This is a genomic window from Methanoculleus sp. MH98A (genome assembly GCF_000691865.1).
GTDB lineage: Archaea > Halobacteriota > Methanomicrobia > Methanomicrobiales > Methanoculleaceae > Methanoculleus.
The window spans coordinates 17,621-34,423 of record NZ_JMIO01000022.1 but is presented as its reverse complement, the minus strand read 5'-3'; the positions used below and the strand labels follow the sequence as shown (position 1 = coordinate 34,423).

General features: G+C 64.4%; 22 protein-coding genes and 1 pseudogene. 13 read left to right on the top strand and 10 right to left on the bottom strand.

The window, feature by feature from the left end; genetic code table 11:
• Positions 1 to 714: 714 nt before the first annotated feature.
• On the bottom strand, positions 715 to 1,740 hold the full coding sequence (locus EI28_RS04540; RefSeq protein ID WP_048113027.1) for a type II glyceraldehyde-3-phosphate dehydrogenase: 1,026 nt from the start codon (positions 1,738 to 1,740) through the stop codon (positions 715 to 717).
• Between the two features lie 280 nt (positions 1,741 to 2,020).
• Here EI28_RS04540 and EI28_RS04535 point away from each other — a divergent pair, with 280 nt between their 5' ends.
• Complete coding sequence (locus EI28_RS04535) at positions 2,021 to 2,602, top strand: GNAT family N-acetyltransferase (protein ID WP_052379667.1); 582 nt, start codon at positions 2,021 to 2,023, stop codon at positions 2,600 to 2,602.
• 165 nt (positions 2,603 to 2,767) lie between these two features.
• On the opposite strand, the gene EI28_RS04530 is transcribed toward EI28_RS04535, so the two are convergent.
• Together EI28_RS04530 and EI28_RS04525 are read right to left on the bottom strand one after the other, a co-directional pair.
• Entirely contained in the window at positions 2,768 to 2,977 is a 210-nt protein-coding gene (locus EI28_RS04530; RefSeq protein ID WP_048113023.1) for a hypothetical protein, read from the bottom strand.
• A gap of 68 nt (positions 2,978 to 3,045) precedes the next feature.
• Positions 3,046 to 3,330: a DUF5661 family protein gene (locus EI28_RS04525; RefSeq protein WP_048113021.1), complete on the bottom strand. Its 285-nt coding sequence runs from the start codon at positions 3,328 to 3,330 to the stop codon at positions 3,046 to 3,048.
• Positions 3,331 to 3,440: 110 nt separating this feature from the next.
• On the opposite strand from EI28_RS04525, the gene EI28_RS04520 reads away from it, so the two are divergent.
• The 3 genes from EI28_RS04520 to EI28_RS04510 all read left to right on the top strand — a co-directional run bounded on the left by EI28_RS04520 (position 3,441) and on the right by EI28_RS04510 (position 4,381).
• Positions 3,441 to 3,800: a hypothetical protein gene (locus EI28_RS04520; protein ID WP_052379666.1), complete on the top strand. Its 360-nt coding sequence runs from the start codon at positions 3,441 to 3,443 to the stop codon at positions 3,798 to 3,800.
• Between the two features lie 67 nt (positions 3,801 to 3,867).
• The gene (locus EI28_RS04515; protein WP_048113019.1) at positions 3,868 to 4,080 is read left to right on the top strand and encodes a KTSC domain-containing protein; all 213 of its coding nucleotides are present in this window, start codon (positions 3,868 to 3,870) and stop codon (positions 4,078 to 4,080) included.
• A 61-nt stretch (positions 4,081 to 4,141) separates the two neighbouring features.
• Positions 4,142 to 4,381: a KTSC domain-containing protein gene (locus tag EI28_RS04510; RefSeq protein ID WP_048113017.1), complete on the top strand. Its 240-nt coding sequence runs from the start codon at positions 4,142 to 4,144 to the stop codon at positions 4,379 to 4,381.
• Between the two features lie 12 nt (positions 4,382 to 4,393).
• Here the strand turns inward: EI28_RS04510 and EI28_RS04505 are convergent, their stop codons facing one another.
• From EI28_RS04505 to EI28_RS04495, 3 genes are read right to left on the bottom strand one after another with little or no spacing between them, the layout of a single operon-like run.
• Complete coding sequence (locus EI28_RS04505; protein ID WP_048113015.1) at positions 4,394 to 4,819, bottom strand: metal-dependent transcriptional regulator; 426 nt, start codon at positions 4,817 to 4,819, stop codon at positions 4,394 to 4,396.
• 11 nt (positions 4,820 to 4,830) lie between these two features.
• Positions 4,831 to 6,546 carry a ferrous iron transporter B gene (locus EI28_RS04500; RefSeq protein WP_048113013.1) on the bottom strand — a complete coding sequence of 572 codons (1,716 nt, stop codon included), beginning with the start codon at positions 6,544 to 6,546 and terminating at the stop codon, positions 4,831 to 4,833.
• Entirely contained in the window at positions 6,543 to 6,776 is a 234-nt protein-coding gene (locus EI28_RS04495) for a FeoA family protein (RefSeq protein WP_048113041.1), read from the bottom strand. Before EI28_RS04495 ends, EI28_RS04500 begins: the two co-directional genes overlap by 4 nt.
• 170 nt (positions 6,777 to 6,946) lie before the next feature.
• Between EI28_RS04495 and EI28_RS15270 the strand changes: the two are divergent.
• The 4 genes and pseudogenes from EI28_RS15270 to EI28_RS04480 all read left to right on the top strand — a co-directional run.
• Positions 6,947 to 7,216 (top strand): annotated as a pseudogene (locus tag EI28_RS15270) (ROK family protein); the annotation flags it as partial.
• On the top strand, positions 7,183 to 7,872 hold the full coding sequence (locus EI28_RS04490) for an ROK family protein (RefSeq protein WP_255342068.1): 690 nt from the start codon (positions 7,183 to 7,185) through the stop codon (positions 7,870 to 7,872). The pseudogene EI28_RS15270 and the gene EI28_RS04490, both read left to right, overlap by 34 nt.
• A 9-nt stretch (positions 7,873 to 7,881) precedes the next feature.
• The gene (locus EI28_RS04485) at positions 7,882 to 8,391 is read left to right on the top strand and encodes a dual specificity protein phosphatase family protein (protein WP_048113011.1); all 510 of its coding nucleotides are present in this window, start codon (positions 7,882 to 7,884) and stop codon (positions 8,389 to 8,391) included.
• Positions 8,388 to 8,756 carry a YigZ family protein gene (locus tag EI28_RS04480; RefSeq protein ID WP_048113009.1) on the top strand — a complete coding sequence of 123 codons (369 nt, stop codon included), beginning with the start codon at positions 8,388 to 8,390 and terminating at the stop codon, positions 8,754 to 8,756. The genes EI28_RS04485 and EI28_RS04480 overlap by 4 nt, the downstream gene beginning before the upstream one ends.
• On the opposite strand, the gene EI28_RS04475 is transcribed toward EI28_RS04480, so the two are convergent.
• The 3 genes from EI28_RS04475 to EI28_RS04465 form a co-directional block, all read right to left on the bottom strand.
• Positions 8,746 to 9,138, bottom strand: coding sequence for a hypothetical protein (locus EI28_RS04475; RefSeq protein ID WP_048113007.1), 393 nt, complete (start codon positions 9,136 to 9,138; stop codon positions 8,746 to 8,748). The genes EI28_RS04480 and EI28_RS04475 overlap by 11 nt on opposite strands.
• A gap of 74 nt (positions 9,139 to 9,212) precedes the next feature.
• Positions 9,213 to 10,625 carry a hypothetical protein gene (locus tag EI28_RS04470; protein WP_082223081.1) on the bottom strand — a complete coding sequence of 471 codons (1,413 nt, stop codon included), beginning with the start codon at positions 10,623 to 10,625 and terminating at the stop codon, positions 9,213 to 9,215.
• Entirely contained in the window at positions 10,612 to 11,328 is a 717-nt protein-coding gene (locus EI28_RS04465; RefSeq protein WP_048113037.1) for an ABC transporter ATP-binding protein, read from the bottom strand. Before EI28_RS04465 ends, EI28_RS04470 begins: the two co-directional genes overlap by 14 nt.
• A 253-nt stretch (positions 11,329 to 11,581) precedes the next feature.
• On the opposite strand from EI28_RS04465, the gene EI28_RS04460 reads away from it, so the two are divergent.
• The 5 genes from EI28_RS04460 (at position 11,582) to EI28_RS04440 (ending at position 16,146) form a co-directional block, all read left to right on the top strand.
• On the top strand, positions 11,582 to 11,860 hold the full coding sequence (locus EI28_RS04460; RefSeq protein WP_048113005.1) for a 2TM domain-containing protein: 279 nt from the start codon (positions 11,582 to 11,584) through the stop codon (positions 11,858 to 11,860).
• Positions 11,861 to 11,929: 69 nt separating this feature from the next.
• On the top strand, positions 11,930 to 14,143 hold the full coding sequence (gene glgP, locus EI28_RS04455) for an alpha-glucan family phosphorylase (RefSeq protein WP_048113035.1): 2,214 nt from the start codon (positions 11,930 to 11,932) through the stop codon (positions 14,141 to 14,143).
• Complete coding sequence (locus EI28_RS14370; RefSeq protein ID WP_052379664.1) at positions 14,143 to 14,385, top strand: hypothetical protein; 243 nt, start codon at positions 14,143 to 14,145, stop codon at positions 14,383 to 14,385. Before glgP ends, EI28_RS14370 begins: the two co-directional genes overlap by 1 nt.
• 154 nt (positions 14,386 to 14,539) lie before the next feature.
• Entirely contained in the window at positions 14,540 to 15,496 is a 957-nt protein-coding gene (locus EI28_RS04445) for a hypothetical protein (protein WP_048113003.1), read from the top strand.
• Positions 15,496 to 16,146: a hypothetical protein gene (locus EI28_RS04440; protein WP_231476586.1), complete on the top strand. Its 651-nt coding sequence runs from the start codon at positions 15,496 to 15,498 to the stop codon at positions 16,144 to 16,146. The genes EI28_RS04445 and EI28_RS04440 overlap by 1 nt, the downstream gene beginning before the upstream one ends.
• Here EI28_RS04440 and EI28_RS04435 read toward each other — a convergent pair.
• Positions 16,143 to 16,784, bottom strand: a complete 642-nt coding sequence (locus EI28_RS04435; protein WP_048113001.1) for a hypothetical protein — start codon at positions 16,782 to 16,784, stop codon at positions 16,143 to 16,145. The two genes, EI28_RS04440 and EI28_RS04435, sit on opposite strands and share 4 nt — an antisense overlap.
• Positions 16,785 to 16,803 lie beyond the last annotated feature (19 nt).

Sequence of the window (16,803 nt, the reverse complement as noted above, 5' to 3'; positions counted from 1 at the left end):
ATATAGATTATCCCCTTAAATATATAGATTATATTCAGGACGTGCTGTGAACTAGTGGTGGTAGTTTCGTTGGCGACCTGCCACCTCACGAATTGCTCAACGAACTTAGCCGAGTCGCCTCTGTACGGCTATCAGAATATCATACTCGTAACAAAGGAATAAAAATGTCCTCCTTCGGAAATCTGGTTATAGATGGTGTAAAGGGTGTCTTTGCCTTTGCAGTTCTCTTTGCAACGGCGAAAATATTGCTGTCGTCAGAGGCACAGCCCGCTCAAGATATGGGCGCTGCTATCATGGTTGGGCTGCTCCTAGCGGGACTTGCTGGAATGGCGGTCTTGGCGGCGTCCATCTATAAACCCTCCTCTCGTTGAGCTTAGCGATCAACTCTTGATGGGGGTATCGCCACGCACTGCCCGCCCCCATGGGGGGCGGGAGGAGCGCGAAGCGCGGGCGGTGGGGGTGTCCCGGCCTCCCGGTGCTTGAGGGTTGCCGCCCTCAGGAAAATCGTTTGCAAAGGAAATTGTCCTAAAACATCGCTACCGGGAGGGGGACACCCCCTCCCGGACCCTCCCCCCGCGGCGATACCCAATGGAAAGCCGTTTCACCCTTCTGCGCGGGCTTCAAGGCAAGTGCTTCGATTAGGGTATGCCGAAGGTTCGGAGGTCTTTATAAGAAGACCTCAAGGAGAGTGCTCTCTCCTCCCCCGCTCTCCATTCACCCGATAGCGACGAGACCGAGCGCTTCGTTGGTCATCCGGATGGACTCCTGCGGATCCTTCACCGTTCCCATCAGGGCGCGGATGCAGTCGATGTTCTCGGGGACGACGTCGGCCTCCTGGTGGATGGCCTGGAAGCAGTAGAACTCTTTGCCGTCGAGGATCGAGACCGACTCCTCGAAGACCCCGTTCTCCCAGAGATCCGTCCGCGGCCGGCCGAGATCCTGGGTGTACTCCCGGAGCTGGGCGTTGCTCTTGATCCCCATGGCCTTGCGGACGAGCCCGATCCGGCTGTGGTTCTCAAAGACCTTCAGCACCTCCTCGCGGGTGGTCTCCTTCTTCAGGTCCATCTGGATGCTGTGCATGTGCATAAACGTCGTCGGGACGATCATCGCGAGGGTGACGATGTTTATGTGCGGGAGGACGGTCTGGACGTCGGGGCCGTGGTGGCTCGGGATGGACGCCGGGTTGAGGACGATCGCGTCGATCGGCCCCTTTTTCACGTCGTCGGGGTCCGCTCCGCGCCGGACCATCACCGCCCGGACCCGCTCGACGCCGAAAGCCTGGTCCATCGCATGGATGACCCGGACGAGCCCGGTGGTGTTGCACGAGACGACCCGGGCGAACTGCTTGCCTTCGGCCTCTTTGTAGTTCGCGTGGGCGTTGAAGGAGAATCCGGCGACCCCGTGGTCCTCGCCGCCCTGAAAGATTGCTTTCTTGCCGAGTTTCTCGTAGATCGACCGGTTCTTCTCCCCGACGCCGCCGGGGGTGGCGTCCACGACGATATCGGCGGCCTTGAGCATCGCGTCGACGTCGCCGGCGACCTCGATCCCGGCCTTCTCGAACGCCGGCTTCTTCCCGAGGTCCGCGATGTAGAGGGGGTACCCGCGCTCTTTCGCGATGTATGCCTCGGCGGAGACGCTCGTCTTAGAAACCCCGATGACTTCCATATCGGGCTGTGCGGCGACCGCATCGGCGACCCGTTTGCCGATGGTGCCGTACCCGTTGATCGCGACTTTGATCATGCAAGATGGAATACAGAACAAAAATTAATAAAGGTTGCTGGTTTGCAAATAGGGAGTTTATTAGAAACTCTTATCGAAAACGGGCTCGTCCGGGGGCCGACAATTCCCGGAACTCCGCGAAAAAGGAGCGGATGGAACCTCAAGATATAAACAGGGCAGGCTTCGTGCGGGCCCAAAAACCGCGGGACGGTTCCTGCCGGTTCTCTTCCTCTCCCCTCCCCGGAGGCCGGGGCGCGGCGCGGCAGGACTTATATCCGATCGGCGCCATGGAGGTATGTTCATGGATCAACCTCCCGTCCTCGCAACCGACCGCCTGCTCCTGCGGCCGTATACCCTGGCAGATGCCAGTGCCGTGCAGCGGCTTTGCGGAGACTACGCCGTCTCCGCGACGACCCTTCTCCCCTACCCGTATCCGGACGGCCTTGCCGAGATCTGGATCGCCTCCCTTAGTGAAGGCACCGAGCGCGGTGAGGGCGCGGCTTTCGCCGTCACCCTTGCTCGGGATGGAGCTCTTATCGGCGGCGCCCGTCTTCGGATCGAGACCGCTCACGCCCGCGGCGAACTCGGGTTCTGGGTTGCGAAGTCCTGCTGGGGCAAAGGGTATGCCACCGAAGCCGTCCGTGCGGTGATCGAGTACGGGTTCTCCGCCCTCGGGCTGCACCGGATCCATGCCATGCACTTCTCCCGCAACCCCGCATCCGGCCGGGTAATGGAGAAGTGCGGGATGGTGCACGAGGCGCACCTCCGGGAGCACGCGAGGAAGTGGGGGGTCTTTGAGGACGTCGAGGTCTGGGGGATCCTCCGTGACGATTGGCGGGAGCGGTGTAATGATCCGCCAACCCGGGGATCCCCGGAGCATTGAACCGGGAGGTTCAATCCACGAGCTCCTGCGGTACGGGGATTATATTTACCCCTCCCGCTGATGGAGTAATGGGGAATGTGGACGGGGTTCGCCCCCCACTCTGTTGTCGCCCCGCCTGTTTGGAATGACCGTTTTCACCGGAGAGCCGGTCGGCTGTTTGGGGCCTTATTTCTCGACAAAGACGGCATAGCCCCGGTGCCCGCCCTCGGTGGCGGACCCGAGTACGAGTGCGTCATCTCCCCGGCGTTCCAGTTGCTGGGCATGCGTCTTTGCAGCCTGCTGGGTCTCGTAGAGCCGGTCGGCGTAGTATTCCCTTCCGTCGATGACCCGACGTTGCCGAATCCTGATCCAGTTCTCCCTCGAGCTCCGATCCATGGTTTACCGTTTCAGCGGGCAGGCAATAGTTGTTGTGCATTGCTCCCGCCGGGCACAATCGTCAGGCGTTATTGCGCCTGCGCTTTTCGCTCCTCCCAGTAGGCCTCCGCTTCTTCTTCCATCTCCTCGAGCCGGTCGTAGTAGTCCGGAAACTCGTTCAAGTGCGCAAGCGCTATCTTTGCCGTCAGGAAGAGGTCGTCGTCGGTGACGTTCGTCGCCGGATCGCGGAGGCCGTGCTCGAGTTCCACGACCATGCCGCGCCGGAACTGTTCGACGTCGAACTCCTCCCAGGTGATGCCGAGCTGCTCGCCCATCGCCCTTGCTTCTTCCGATGTTACGTCTCTTCGTGCCATGTGGGTCTCCCCGGAGGGAGGTAGCTTCGCGAGGTTATGAGCCTGACGGAGGCGTGAGGCGGACGAGCCGAAACCTCCTTCTTTTCCCGGCGAGCACGGTAAGTACAACCATGACGGAAGGGAATGACCCGGTGCGGGAGGAGAAGAACCCGGTCTTTGCGGCAGGTCTCTCCCTCCTCTTCCCGGGGCTCGGACAGGTCTATAACGGAGAGACCGGCAAGGGTATCCTGGTGCTTTTTGGGGTGCTCGCGGGGCTTCTCGTGATGCTCATCCCCGGGGCGGTCATCTGGATATTCGGGATCTACGACGCCCGGGCGACCGCACGCCGGATGAACGAGGGTGCCGTCCCGTTCCGCGAGATGCGCTTCGCCTCGGTCGTTCTCTTCATGGCCGCCTGGACGGTCGGGGTGCTCGTGTTTCTCACCCTTCTCGCGCTCGCGGCGTTCGCGGCCTTCACCGTGGCGGCATAGACCCTCCGCCCGATCGCGGTGCATGCCCCCGCAACTCTTATGCCCACAACCCCCTTTACTCCCGCCCATGCAGCGCCAGCTCGTCGAGTCTACCAGTATCAAGTCGATCGGCTACGACCCGGAAGACGAGGTTCTGGAGGTCGAGTTCCATAGCGGCGGAGTCTACCACTATGTCGGCGTGCCGCCCGACGTCTACGAAGGAATGCTCGCTTCCCGGTCGAAGGGGCGGTATTTCGGCGACTTCATCCGGCTGCGCTACCCATACGAGAAAGCCGGGTGAGGGAACCTCCGGCGGTACCCGGCGGAACTGCTATCATCTCCGCCCGCCACAACCCGCCCGTATGTCCCGACAGTCAGCCGGACGTTCCGGCGCCGTACGATCCGTCGGTTACGACCCGACGACAAAAGCGCTCCTCATCATCTGCGAGAACGCCGACGCCTACCGTTACGCCGGCGTTCCAAAAGAGGTCTACGACGGTCTCCTTGCAGCCCCGTCGAGGGAGCAGTTCGTCCGCGAGTCGATAGAGGGCAGGTACCCGCGGGAGAAGTATCCCTGCATGATGGTGGGGGAGGACGTCTGACGCGAACCTGCCTCACCGTTCGTGTTTCTGGAACTCCTCGAATGCCGCGAGGCACCGCCGGCCGTCCGGGCTCTTGCTCAGGAACTCGAGAAAGAGCCTGAGGCGCTCCAGGGTCTCCGGGCTCACGTGATGCTCGAACTGGCAGGCGTCGGCCTCTGCAATCTCCCCGGTGACGCCCAGGAGTCCCAGCAGGTCGGCAAACGTGCGGTGCCGCGTCCAGAGGTCCCGGGCCATTTCCTCCCCTGCCGGGGTCAGCCTTGCACCCGCGTAGGACTCATAGACGATGAGCCCCTCCTGCTCCAGTTTCCGGAGCATCGACGTGACCGACGGTGGTTTCACATCGATCTCCTCCGCGATCCTGCCGGTCTGCGCCCGCCCCTCCTGTTTCTCGAGCAGACAGATGATCTCGATGTACTCCTCTGTCGTCTTCTTCCGCATTCCTCTTCCTCCTAAAACCCGATCAGGATCACCCGCAGCGCGCCCCCGACGAGGAGGGCTGTCGTCACCATCACGCCTGCGGCGGCGAGCATCCCCCGCGCCCCGAGTTCACGGAGGAGCACCACGAACGTCGCCACGCACGGGAAGTAGATCGTGAGCATCGTCACCGCGATCACGAGCTGCTCCGGGCTCATCCCGAGCGGCACCAGCATCCCCACCGCGAGATCCTTTCTGAGGAACCCGACCAGGAGCGCGACGGCCGCTCCGGCAGGGAGACCGAGCCAGGCCTCTATCACCGGGGCGAAGGCGGCCGCGAGCAGGTCGAGGAACCCGACCGAATAGAGCAGGTTGACGAGCAGGATACCGAGGAAGAGGTAGGGGATAGCCTCCCCGAGGAAGCCCCGCACTCGCATCCAGGTCTTTGTAGCGGTCGCCCGGAGATCCGGCGCCCGGTAGGGGGGGATCTCTAAAAATATCTCCGGGCACTCCCCCGGCACGACCCGGTTCAGGATCAGGCCTGCGCCGACGTAAACGAGTGCGAGGGTCACAAAGACCATCACCACGTAATGCAGGCCGAACGGCCCGAGAACCCCGAAGACCATCGCGATCTGCGCCATGCACGGGATAGCAAGCGACATGAGGGTGGCGGCGATGAACCGCTGCTTCTTCGTCTCCAGCACCCGGGTGGCGAGCGCCCCCGGCACGTTGCACCCGAACCCGAGGAAGACCGGGATGATGCCGTAGCCGTGCATCCCGAGCCGGTGGAAGAAGGTGTCGGCCAGCGTCGCGAGCCTGGGGAGGTAACCGGTATCCTCGAGGATCGAGAGGACGAGGTAGAACGCCACGATGTAGGGGAGTATCATGGCGAATGGAACGAAGAGCCCGGTGGTGAGGAGCCCCATCGACTGGACGTAATCGATCTCGCCGTCGATGAGGTGCCCGATCAGGATCTCGTGCAGGATCCCGGGGCCGAGGAGGTCGCTCGCCCTCATGGCGATCGGGGTGTAGAGGTCGAAGAGCGGCTCGAAGACGTACGATATGAGTCCTTCGCCGATCCACCTGACCGCCAGGAACGCGGCGGCGATGACCGCGAGGGCTATGAAGAGGCCGCTGGTCGGCCGGATGCTCGCCTCGCTGAGTCGGTCGGCGAGGGTGGGGTGCCGGTGGGCGATCGTCTGCACCTCCCCGGTGATCCGGCCGACCGCCACCCACCGCTCCTCCTCGCTCATGGGCTGTATCGTCGCCGAGGGGCGTGCCTCGCCGAGCCGTTCCACGAGTTCCCGGATTCCCTGCCCGGAAAGCCCCACGGTCGGAACGACCGGAACCCCGAGGAGCCGCTCGAGCCCGGCGACGTCGATCGTGATGCCCTGGTGCCCGGCCTCGTCCCAGAGGTTGAGCGCGACGGCCGCCGGGACCCCGCGCTCCAGGGTCTCGAGGGTCAGGTAGAGGTTCCTCTCCAGGTTGGTTGAATCGACGACGTTGACGACGACGTCGGCCTCTCCGAGGATCTCCGCGGCGACCTCTTCGGCCGGATTCGTGGGGGTGAGGGAGTAGGTGCCGGGCGCGTCTATCACCGCGGCGGGGCCGTCCGGAAGACGCATCTTCCCGCGGGAGACGTCGACGGTGGTCCCGGCGTAGTTCGAAGTGATGACCCGGGTGCCGGTCAGCCGCGAGAAGATCCCGCTCTTCCCGACGTTCGGGTTGCCCATCAGGACGACGGTCTTCATGCGGCAACGTCCACGACGACTCTTACGGCCATTCCCCGGCCGAGCGTCACTTCCCGGCCATCCACTTCGATCACCACCGGACCGCCGAGGGGGTGACGGGTGACGACGGTGAGGTTCTTGCCTTCCCTGATTCCGATGGTTCTGAGTTTCCGGACAAAGCCCGGATTCCCGATAAATCGGGCGATGGTTCCCTGCATGCCCGGTTCCAGATCAAGCAACGTTTTTTCCATGGTGATCATTTTTAGGTATACCTAAATCTTGGTGCAGGGAGTAGATATACCTTACTTTTGTAGCCGCGGTCTCTCTCCCGGATCCGCCGGCCCGGCCGGAAGCAAGGTTTATCCCGGTGGTTCGCGTAATCCGAGAAGAGAAGCACCTGCCATCCAGAGGAGTGACCCATATGACGACCGTGATTGCCGTTGACCTCGGCGGAACCAACCTCCGCGCTGCCCTGGTAGACTCCGACGCGACCCTGCTCGCCCACGACGCCGTCCCGACGCCGACTGCAGGAGCATCCGGGGAGGTGATCACCGCCGCGATCGCCGCCCGGGTGGAAGCCCTCCTCGCGTCGCCGCAGGGGCGGGAAGCCGCGGCCATCGGCGTCGCGTCGGCCGGTCCGCTGGACCCCGGCCGCGGGTGGGTCGTCGGCTCCCCGAACATCGCGTTCCCGGTCGTGGAGATCGTCGAGCCGCTCCGGGAGCGGTTCGGGCTTCCGGTCGCCCTGATCAACGCGCCCGGGCCGGCGTCCTCGGCGAACGGTGGGCGGGCGCCGCCCGCGGCTCCGACAACGTCGTCTACATCACCCTCTCGACCGGCATCGGCGGGGGTGCGGTGGTGAACGGCCGCCTGCTCCTCGGGATGAGCGGGAACGCCGGGGAGATCGGGCATATCCCCGTCGATACCCGCTACAACCTCGTCTGCGGGTGTGGGTTTGCTGGCCACTGGGAGGCCTACGCCTCTGCAAAGAACATCCCCGGGTTCTTCGCGGCGTGGCGGGAGGCGGCCGACGTCCGGCATGTGGCCTTCGACCCCTCCTCAACCCGGGCGATCTTTACGGCGGCCAGGGCGGAGGACCCGGTCGCCCTCGCCTTCATGGAGGCGCTCGGGGAGATGAACGCCCGGGGGATCTCGGCCGTCATCGTCGCCTACAACCCCGAGGTGATCGTCTTCGACGGACCGCTCGCCCGGTACTACGGAGATATCGTGATCCGGCAGATGGAACCGTTCATCGACCGCTACCTCGCCCTTCCCCGGCTTGCCGTATCGGATCTCGCAGGGCAGGCGCCGCTTCTCGGGGCCGCGGCATACGCGCTCGAGGCGCGGTGAGGGGGGCATATGATCGAGATCTACCAGAACCTCTACATCGGGACGCAGGAGGACTACGAGGTCGCGGTGGAGGCCCACGAGACCTGGTGCGTGGTGCACGCCTGCCGGAGCCCCTACCACTGCCTGGCAGTCACCTACTCCCCGCTCGGCACGGTGCCGCCGGATCACCCCGAGCACCTGGTCGCCCGGCGGGGGAACCGGCTGATGCTCAACCTGGTCGATGCGAAGGACCCCGCCGACGTCCCGAAGGAAGCCGTCGATGCCGCTCTCGCCTTCATCGACCGGTGCCTATCGGAGGGCCGGCAGGTGCTGGTCCACTGCGGTTTCGGCGTCTCCCGGTCGGCGGCGATCGGGCTTCTTTACCTTGCGGCCTACACCGACGTCCTGCCGAGGGAGAGGTTTGCCGACGCCGAGGAGGCCTTCCGTAAGATATACCCGCCCTACAAACCCGGCCGGGGGATCAGGGGTTTTCTCGAGGCGCACTGGGACGAGTACGCAAGGAGTCGGGTGGCGGCGTGACCGCGGAGCCCCTCGGCACCGCCGCGATCGAGGTCCGGCGGTCGCGGTTTTACGCCCATCTCTACCGGGTCGACGGATCGGAAGACGTCGCGGGGGTTCTCGCCGGCCACCGGGAGGCCTACCGGAAGGCCGCCCACCACTGCACCGCTCTCCGGTGCGGAACCCTGGAGGAATTCAAGAACGACGGCGAGGTCGGCCGGCCGGGAAGGATCCTCCTCGACCTGCTCCGCAAGCACGGCCTCGGGAGCCACGCGCTGGTGGTCTCAAGGATCTTCGGCGGAGTCCTCCTTGGCCCCGGGAACGTCGGGCGGGCGTTCCGCGACGCGGGGGAGGCGGCAATCCGCGAGGCGGGAATTACCCGGTGACGAGAACCTGTTGCCGGGCGGCCGGGATGCCCGCGGGGAGGATTGCCGAGACGGGAGCAAACGCGGCAGCCCGGGCGAGGACGGCACGGAGCGCCTCGGCCGGCACCGTGTAGCGCGTCCCGGTGACGAGCTCGAAGACGACGGCCTTCCCCGTCCGCGACCGCTCCGCGCGGCCGACCGTATCCCCGAGAACCGGCCCCCAGTCGTCGCGAAGCAGCCTGACCCGGGCGGGCCGCCGGCCGTCGAGGGCCTGCCGGAGTTCGCCGACCCGGATCCCGAACCGCCTGCCGTCGAGGGCGATCTCGACGATCCGGCAGGGTCTCCCCCATTCGTCGGCCGCGGCGCACCTGCTGTTCTGGAGGTAGCCCGCTCTCTCTAGCATACTCCCCGGGTCTCCCGGAGGGGTTTAAAAGCCGCGCCGTGCGGGGGGTGAAAGTGAGAGACCGGGACGGGGTTTTAGTACCCTGGCATCTCCCACGCCTGCCACTTCGTCCGCCCGCGGGAGAGGAGGAGCGCCGCCGGCGCGACGAGGAGGAGGCTTGAGGCCGCGTACGCGGGGTCGAAGATCGAGGCGAAGATGAGGAGCAGGAGCGCCGGGCTTATCGCGAGGAGGTAGCGGAGGAAGACACAGGCGTGATAGAGCATCACGTTCGGGTGGAGCCCCGTGAGGTAGACCGTCACCGCGAGGGTGTAGGCCGAGACCGAGGCGAACGCGGCAAGTGCCGGGATGAATGTCCCCGCCCCGCCGGAGGTCGCCGCCGCGAGCACGAGCACGCCGAGCGGGAGGAGGTTTGCGAGGGCGTAGCTCTTCAGTTTCGCGTCGATCACCTCCGAGACCTTCACCGGCAGGAAGGCGTAGGAGGTGAAGGAGTCGAACTCGGTCAGCCAGTTGTAGATGGTGGCCGATATCACCCCGAGCAGGACCGCGAAGACCACCAGCGGGTCGATCCCCGGGATGAACCGGATCAGGACCTGGAGGCAGACCCAGACGAGGCCGAGGGGGAGAAGAAACGAGAAGATCACCTTCCCGGCACCGCCTTCGCTCCGGAGGAGGTCGAGGGCGTCCTTCGCGATGAAGTGGGCGCTCCCGAGGGTGCCGACCCTCTCCGCGAGGGGTTCGAGGCTGTTCTTAAACCGCTTCGTCCGGTCCGGGTAGTCGACGGTGACGAAGAGCACCGAGGCGGCTGCCGGGACCAGGATGAGAAGGAGCGAGATCGCGAGCGGTTCCACCTTGGGGTCGAGGAAGAAGGCGTAGGGGGGGAGGGCGGCGGAGACGGTGATCGCCCCGAGGCGGAACGCCGCAACCGCGAGCACCGTGAGCACCGCGACGGTTCCGGCGAGGAGCGCGACGGAGCGTGCGTAGAGGGTCGAGAGGAAGCAGACGGCGGAGAGGCCGAGGAGGAAGGCGAGCGCGAGCGAGACGAACGCGAGGACCGCCAGACCCGGATCGAGGCCGATGAACGGCGTCGCCGCGGCAAACCCGGCCGCGAAAGGGAGGACGTAGAGCAGGATGTAGTAGACGGTATCCTTCACGAGAAACGCGCCGAATATCCGCCGCTCGGAGACCGGGAGACTCCGGGAAGCGTAGGCAATCAGGCTCGCCTGCCCGAACCGCCGATTCATGAACTCGCGGCCCATGAGGCCGAACGATCCCACCATCACGCCCATGAGCAGGAAGAGGGCGTGCGCAAAGAGCGCGACCACGTCGTAGGGAAATACGTCTGCAAAGAGCGGGAGGGTGAGCGACCCGAGAAGGGCAAAGACCGCGATGACCGCCGGGAAGAGGGCGAACCCGAGGCTCCCGAAGATCGTCGAGTGCATCCGCCACTCTTCCTTCATCATCGCGCAGAAGAGGTCAGGCACCGGCATCACCCCGCACCAGGTCGAGGAAGAAGGATTCGAGGTGCCGGCCCGATCCGACGAGGTCTCCGACCGGGCCGCAGTGAAGGATCCTGCCGTTGTGGATGATCCCGATACGGTCGCAGATCTCTTCGGCGATCTCGAGGATATGGGTGGAGAAGAAGACGGTTCCGCCGCCCTGGACGTAACTCCTGAGGAAGTCTTTGACCGTCCGCTGCATGATGGGGTCCAGGTTGATCAGCGGCTCGTCGATGAGGGCGAGGCGGGGCTCATGGAGGAACGCCTGCGCAAACATCAGTTTCTGCCGGGTGCCCCGCGAGAGATCCTTGCAGAGGACGTCGCGCTTGTCGCCAAACTCCAGCAGGTCGAACCAGCGGTCGCACCGTTCGTCCACCGAATCGAGGTTTCGGATGCCGGCAACGAAGCGGAGGTACTCCTCCGCGGTGAGGAAACTCGGCGGCGTTTCCTGCTCGGGGATGATCCCGACGAGCCCCCGGACCCCGATGGGATCCTTCGCTGCGTCGAGCCCCATCACCCGGGCCGACCCGGAGGTCGGCGGAATCTGCCCGGTCAGCATCCGGATCATCGTCGTCTTGCCCGAGCCGTTCGGCCCGAGCAGGCCGAAGAGTTCCCCTTCCGCAACGGAGAACGATACCCTGTTCACCGCGGTGACGTTGCCGTAGTCCTTCGTGAGTTCGGTTGCCTCGATCATCTGCCGCACGCGAGATACGCTCCTTCGGGTTCTGCTTGAAGGAACATCGGTAAACGGTGCATATAATACCTTTCCATTTCGCCGCCCCGTCTTCGGGCCGTATCCGCAAAAACAATCACTACTGTCCCGCTTTTTTTTCCGGCACCGCCCAAAATGCTGCGGGAAGCGGTCTGCCAGCCGCCGTACGCCTCCCGCTCCCCGCTGCACCGGGTGGATAGGAATAAGTATCCTGCATGCCGGTTACCGGAACCCCATGGACGAACAGGAGCGGTATGCGCGTGCGAGGAGACGGGTCGAGGAGATCCGGGGGTTCTACGCGCACCTCGTGCTCTATATCACCGTCAACCTCATCCTCTTCGGGATCAACATGCTCTTCAGCCCGGACTCGCTCTGGTTCTACTGGGTGACATTCTTCTGGGGGATCGGCGTGGTGCTCCATGGGTTCGGCGTCTTTGCCGGGGACCGGTTCCTCGGCAGAGACTGGGAGGAGAAAAAGATCCGGGAGTTCATGGAGCGTGAAGAGCGGCGATGAGCCGGTTCCGGCCCTGCCGTTCCTCCTGACAGAAGCACTTATCTGGTGAGGCGGATAATGCCCGTCGCGATGAAGACGGAGATACCCTACGACCGGTTCGCTCACGTCCCGGAACGGATCTTCGGGCTGGTCGACCTCGCGTACAACCTCTGGTGGAGCTGGCACTCCTCGGCGAGCGTGCTCTTCAAGATGCTGAACCGGGCGGAGTGGAAGATGAGCCGCCACAATCCGGTCAGGATGCTTCTCGATACCCCGCCAAAGTTCTTTGAGCGGGCGGCGACGAACCCGGAGTACCTCCGCCGCTACGACATCATCATGCACCGGTTCCGGGAGTATATGGTGCCGGGAACGAGCTGGTTTGCGCAGCACTACCCCGCGCGGACGCCGCTGACGATCGCCTACCTCTCGAGCGAATTCGGGCTGCATCACTCGCTCCCGTTCTACGCGGGCGGGCTCGGCATCCTCGCGGGCGACCACGTCAAGGCGTCGAGCGATCTCGGTGTGCCGACGGTCGCCGTCGGGTTCATGTACGCCGAAGGCTATCTCCACCAGCATATTGAGGGAAACGGGTGGCAGAAGAACGTTGCCGAGATCCTGGACCGCGACGCCGCCCCGGTTCTCCGGGTGACGGGCGACGACGGGAAGCAGCTCGTGGTGCAGGTGCCCCTGATCGAACCGCCGATCTACGTCGCGGTCTGGAAGGTGCAGGTGGGGCGGGTCCCCCTCTACCTCCTCGACACCCATATCGACAGGAACCTCCCCGAGAACCGGAGCATCTCCCACCGCCTTTACTTAAAAGAGCTCGAGTGCCGGCTCCGGCAGGAGCTGGTGCTCGGCATCGGCGGGAGGAAGGTTCTCCGTACCCTCGGCGTGGAGTACTCGGCGATGCACTTGAACGAAGGTCATTCCGCGTTTGCCCTCCTCGAGCGGCTCCGCGAGCGGCTCGTGGCCGGGATGCCCCCTGATGAAGCGCGTGAGCAGGTCCGGGGCACCTCGATCTTCACCACCCACACCCCTGTGGCGGCCGCCCACGATGTCTTCCCCGAGGATCTGATGGCGAAGTACTTCCGCAATTACTGCCCGTCGCTCGGTCTTTCGTGGGACGAGTTCATGGCGCTCGGCGACGATCCCCACAACCCGGGCGCCGGGTTCAACATGACCGCTTTTGCGCTCCGGATGAGCCGGCTCCACAACGGTGTCTCCAAAAAGCACGGTGAGGTCGCCCGGGAGATGTGGCAGCCTCTCTGGCCCGACCTCACCCCCGAGGAGGTGCCGATCGACGCCATCACGAACGGCGTTCACGTGCCGACGTGGCTGAACCACCGGATCGAAGCGCTCATCGACCGCTACATGGACCCGGTCTACCCGAACTGGCGGGAGGATTACGACAACCCTATCATCTGGGAGGTGGTCGACGAGATCCCGGACGAAGAGCTCTGGCGCGAGCATCAGTGGCTGAAGATGAAACTCTTTGCCCGGATCCGGGATCGGAAACGCCGCAAATGGGCGAACCTTCGCGACGAACCTGCAAATCTTGCGGCCGAAGGGCTCATGCTCGACACCTCGGCGCTGACGATCGGGTTCGCCCGCCGGTTCGCCGAGTACAAGCGGGCGGATATCGTCTTCGAGGACCTGGACCGGCTTGATCGGATCGTGAACAACCGCTGGAGGCCGGTGCAGTTCATCTTCGCCGGGAAGGCCCACCCGGCCGACGATCGGGGTAAGCGGATCCTGCAAAGGATCTACCAGTACTCGCAGGATCCCCGGTTCGGGGGCCGGATAGCGTTTATCGAGGACTACAGCGAGCAGCTTGCGCGTTACATGGTCCACGGCGTCGACGTCTGGATGAACACCCCCGTCCCGCTGATGGAAGCAAGCGGCACGAGCGGTATGAAGGCGGGGATGAACGGGGTGCTGAACCTCTCGGTTCTGGACGGGTGGTGGGTCGAGGGCTACAACGGCAGGAACGGCTGGGGGTTCGAGGGCCGCGCCCCCTCCGCGGAGGGTAGCCAGCCGGACGCGGAGACGATCTACGACCTCATCGAGAACGAGGTTGCGCCGCTCTACTACTTGCGGACGATGGACGACGTCCCCCACAAGTGGGTCCGGATGATGAAGGAGTCGATAAAAAGCATCGCCCCGCAGTACTGCGCCCTCCGGATGCTCAAGGAGTACGTCACCAGGTACTACCCCTCGGTCTGCAGGTATGCGGTTGGGCCGGGAGAGCAGCTGGCCGGCACCGGGGGGGTCTGCCCTCCGGCGCCCCCGCCCAGGATGAGGTGATGCGGAACCGGAGCCCCCCTCCCCCGGTCGGTTCCGGCAGGTTCAAAGGGGTCGTCGGGCATCCCGACTACTACCCCCGGTTCGGGTTCTCTCCGGCACGCGCGAAGGGCTTTGCGGCATCCTTCCCGGTCCCGGATGAGGCGTTCATGCCCCTCGAACTCCGGCCCGGGGCCGCTGATGCCGGGGGTAATGTCATCTACTCCCCGGCGTTCGAGGTCTGCGACGAAGACCCGGACGGGTGACGGCCGGTCAGACGGCAGGAAGACTCCACCCTCCTTTTTCGTTTCATCCGCATATTAACTCTTTTTGGAATCATCCGTCACCTGAGCACAATCGTTAACGTTTTTTAACGGTAGATAGAAAACATCTCTACCGGAGGCCGTTGCTGGTTCAGGCATGGAGTGGAAGGACGTTTTCCCGGTAATTGCAGGTGCGGTCGTGATCCTGGCCGTCGCCCTCGTAGTGAAACCCGCCCTCCTCGGGGAGCCGATCGGCTTTGGGTCTCGCGGTTTGGTGCCGGCCGGCGACCCGCCAGCATATGTCCCGCCCGCGCCGGTACCGACGGCGACACCGTTCCCCGACGACGGCAAGGTCTATACCCGGAACTTCCGCTGGACGGCGATCGACGGCGGCGTCCAGACGACGCAGGTCACGGTTCCGGAGGCGCTCCTCCGTGAGCGCCGGGAGACGCTGCGGATCAGCGAGTATTTCGCCTGGGGAGAGTATGCGTTCGCGGACGCCGACCGGCCGATCCTCGAGGACCTTGCCCGGGAGATCGCGCCCCCGGCCGCTAACCCGGACGAGGGCTACTTCCGGTTGATGAACATTGTCTTCTTCGTCCAGCAAATCCCCTACGATAAGGACGATAACACGACCTCTTACGTTGAAGGCGCCCTCCCCCCGCACGCCATATACAAGAAGGGCGGCGTTGAATATCCGAAATACCCCGTCGAGATGCTCGTCGACGGGCGGGGGGACTGCGAGGATGCGGCCATCCTGATGGGGGGACTCCTCGACGCTCTCGGCTACGATACGGTGCTGCTCGCGTATTCGGATCACATGGCCCTCGGGATCCGGATGAACGAGTTCAACCCCTATTACGCGAAGTACACGCCGAGGTACTTCGAGCACGAGGGGAAGCATTACTATTTCATCGAGGGGACGATTTTTGATGGATACTGTGTCTCACCCGACTCCATTGCGGTTCAGGGAAAACCGAACCCCATTGGGGACACCCAGGATTCGCTCCCGAGCGTCCGGTCGGAGACCCCGCAGATCGTCCCGCTCCGCTACATCCCCGAGCCGGGGGAGTACCGGATCCGTCCCGCCCGCCTGCCCGGGGGAGGAGCGTGATGAGCATGGATCCCGACACCCCCGAACCGTCCGGCGGCCCGAAGATCCCCAAACTCCCTGACCTGAAGATCCCGAAGGTTACCGTCACCCGGAAGCAGGCGCTCACCGCCGCCGGGACGGCGATCTTCGTGGTGGTGGTCGCCGTCATCGGAGGGGCGATCCTTCTCAACTACACCGCAGATCAACAGGTTGCCGCGTTTAGCAGCCACGTGGCGGCATCGGAGGCCGATCTCTTCCTGGTCTCCGGGAAGATCACCGTGCATATGCGCACCCCCACAAACGACCTCTCGGTTGCCGAATGCGACGCCCATATGCGGGAGTTTGCGGCAATCGCGAGGTACGGCAGAGACGTTACGGCATACCACCGACAGATTGTTGCGGCCGACACCATCCCTGAGGCCTACACCGGAGCGCAGTCGGCCTACGTCCGGGCGCTCGACAACCTGAACCGCGCGTTCACGTTCTGGTCGTCGGCCGCGGGCGCCTACGAGATGCGTGATTACGCCGCAGCCAACCGGAACCTGGCAGATGCTGACGAGGCGTGGCGGGCGTATGCCGCCGCGATCGGTGATTACGACCGCGAACTCCGCGCCGCAGAAGAGGAGGGGGCGGAAGAAGCGGGAGAGAGCATTCCTCCTCCTCCCGCCTAGACGAGATACTTCTCCGGGACGTAGATGGTGATGGTGAGCGACTCCAGCGACTCCGAGCGGATAGAGAAGTAGTAGTCGCCGTACCCGTCCCGGATGATGAACCGTTCTTCTTTTCCGTCCGAATTCCCGTCAGGAACAAGGATATCGTTTCGAGAATACCGGATCTCTTTGACGATCCGGTTCGGGTCGTCGGGATCGCGGATCTCCACCGCGAGCCACGGGAACTCGTTCATCGGTGTTGCGCTCACGGTGAACGCCCAGTAGGGGAAGGGGATGTGGTAGACCTCGGTGGCGAGAACGCGGGGAGGGTACTCGCAGGTCACCTCCGCGTACTCCACCATCTTCCCGGAGACGCGGACGTCGTTTGGCTGGTTCATCATCGTCGTCGTGGGCGTCGGGGTCGCGATGTGATAGGTCGCGGGGTCGACGAACCCCACGCTCTGCGGCTCTTCCTCCCCCCGGGTGGGCACGGCCGGCGTCGGGGCCGGCTGGAGGTCCCCCCCCACCGCCTGCGCCTCCGGCGGCGCGGGTGTCGGGCTGGCCGGTTGCACACCTGCGGTATCCTCCTCGCCCGTGCACCCTCCGGCGACGACGGCGGCCGCAATGAGGATCAGGATCAGGACATGGCGCCCCTGCATACTGATCTCTTATCTGTGG

Coding starts and splice junctions, on each gene's coding strand:
- EI28_RS04515 (WP_048113019.1), top strand. CDS start 3,868: ATGCAGCGCCAGCTCGTCGAGTCTACCAGTATCAAGTCGATCGGCTAC.
- EI28_RS04530 (WP_048113023.1), bottom strand. CDS start 2,977: ATGGATCGGAGCTCGAGGGAGAACTGGATCAGGATTCGGCAACGTCGG.
- EI28_RS04505 (WP_048113015.1), bottom strand. CDS start 4,819: ATGCGGAAGAAGACGACAGAGGAGTACATCGAGATCATCTGTCTGCTC.
- glgP (WP_048113035.1), top strand. CDS start 11,930: ATGAAGACGGAGATACCCTACGACCGGTTCGCTCACGTCCCGGAACGG.
- EI28_RS04510 (WP_048113017.1), top strand. CDS start 4,142: ATGTCCCGACAGTCAGCCGGACGTTCCGGCGCCGTACGATCCGTCGGT.
- EI28_RS04535 (WP_052379667.1), top strand. CDS start 2,021: ATGGATCAACCTCCCGTCCTCGCAACCGACCGCCTGCTCCTGCGGCCG.
- EI28_RS04520 (WP_052379666.1), top strand. CDS start 3,441: ATGACGGAAGGGAATGACCCGGTGCGGGAGGAGAAGAACCCGGTCTTT.
- EI28_RS04440 (WP_231476586.1), top strand. CDS start 15,496: ATGAGCATGGATCCCGACACCCCCGAACCGTCCGGCGGCCCGAAGATC.
- EI28_RS04445 (WP_048113003.1), top strand. CDS start 14,540: ATGGAGTGGAAGGACGTTTTCCCGGTAATTGCAGGTGCGGTCGTGATC.
- EI28_RS04435 (WP_048113001.1), bottom strand. CDS start 16,784: ATGCAGGGGCGCCATGTCCTGATCCTGATCCTCATTGCGGCCGCCGTC.
- EI28_RS04495 (WP_048113041.1), bottom strand. CDS start 6,776: ATGGAAAAAACGTTGCTTGATCTGGAACCGGGCATGCAGGGAACCATC.
- EI28_RS04500 (WP_048113013.1), bottom strand. CDS start 6,546: ATGAAGACCGTCGTCCTGATGGGCAACCCGAACGTCGGGAAGAGCGGG.
- EI28_RS04465 (WP_048113037.1), bottom strand. CDS start 11,328: ATGATCGAGGCAACCGAACTCACGAAGGACTACGGCAACGTCACCGCG.
- EI28_RS04540 (WP_048113027.1), bottom strand. CDS start 1,740: ATGATCAAAGTCGCGATCAACGGGTACGGCACCATCGGCAAACGGGTC.
- EI28_RS04475 (WP_048113007.1), bottom strand. CDS start 9,138: ATGCTAGAGAGAGCGGGCTACCTCCAGAACAGCAGGTGCGCCGCGGCC.
- EI28_RS14370 (WP_052379664.1), top strand. CDS start 14,143: ATGCGGAACCGGAGCCCCCCTCCCCCGGTCGGTTCCGGCAGGTTCAAA.
- EI28_RS04485 (WP_048113011.1), top strand. CDS start 7,882: ATGATCGAGATCTACCAGAACCTCTACATCGGGACGCAGGAGGACTAC.
- EI28_RS04470 (WP_082223081.1), bottom strand. CDS start 10,625: ATGCCGGTGCCTGACCTCTTCTGCGCGATGATGAAGGAAGAGTGGCGG.
- EI28_RS04525 (WP_048113021.1), bottom strand. CDS start 3,330: ATGGCACGAAGAGACGTAACATCGGAAGAAGCAAGGGCGATGGGCGAG.
- EI28_RS04460 (WP_048113005.1), top strand. CDS start 11,582: ATGGACGAACAGGAGCGGTATGCGCGTGCGAGGAGACGGGTCGAGGAG.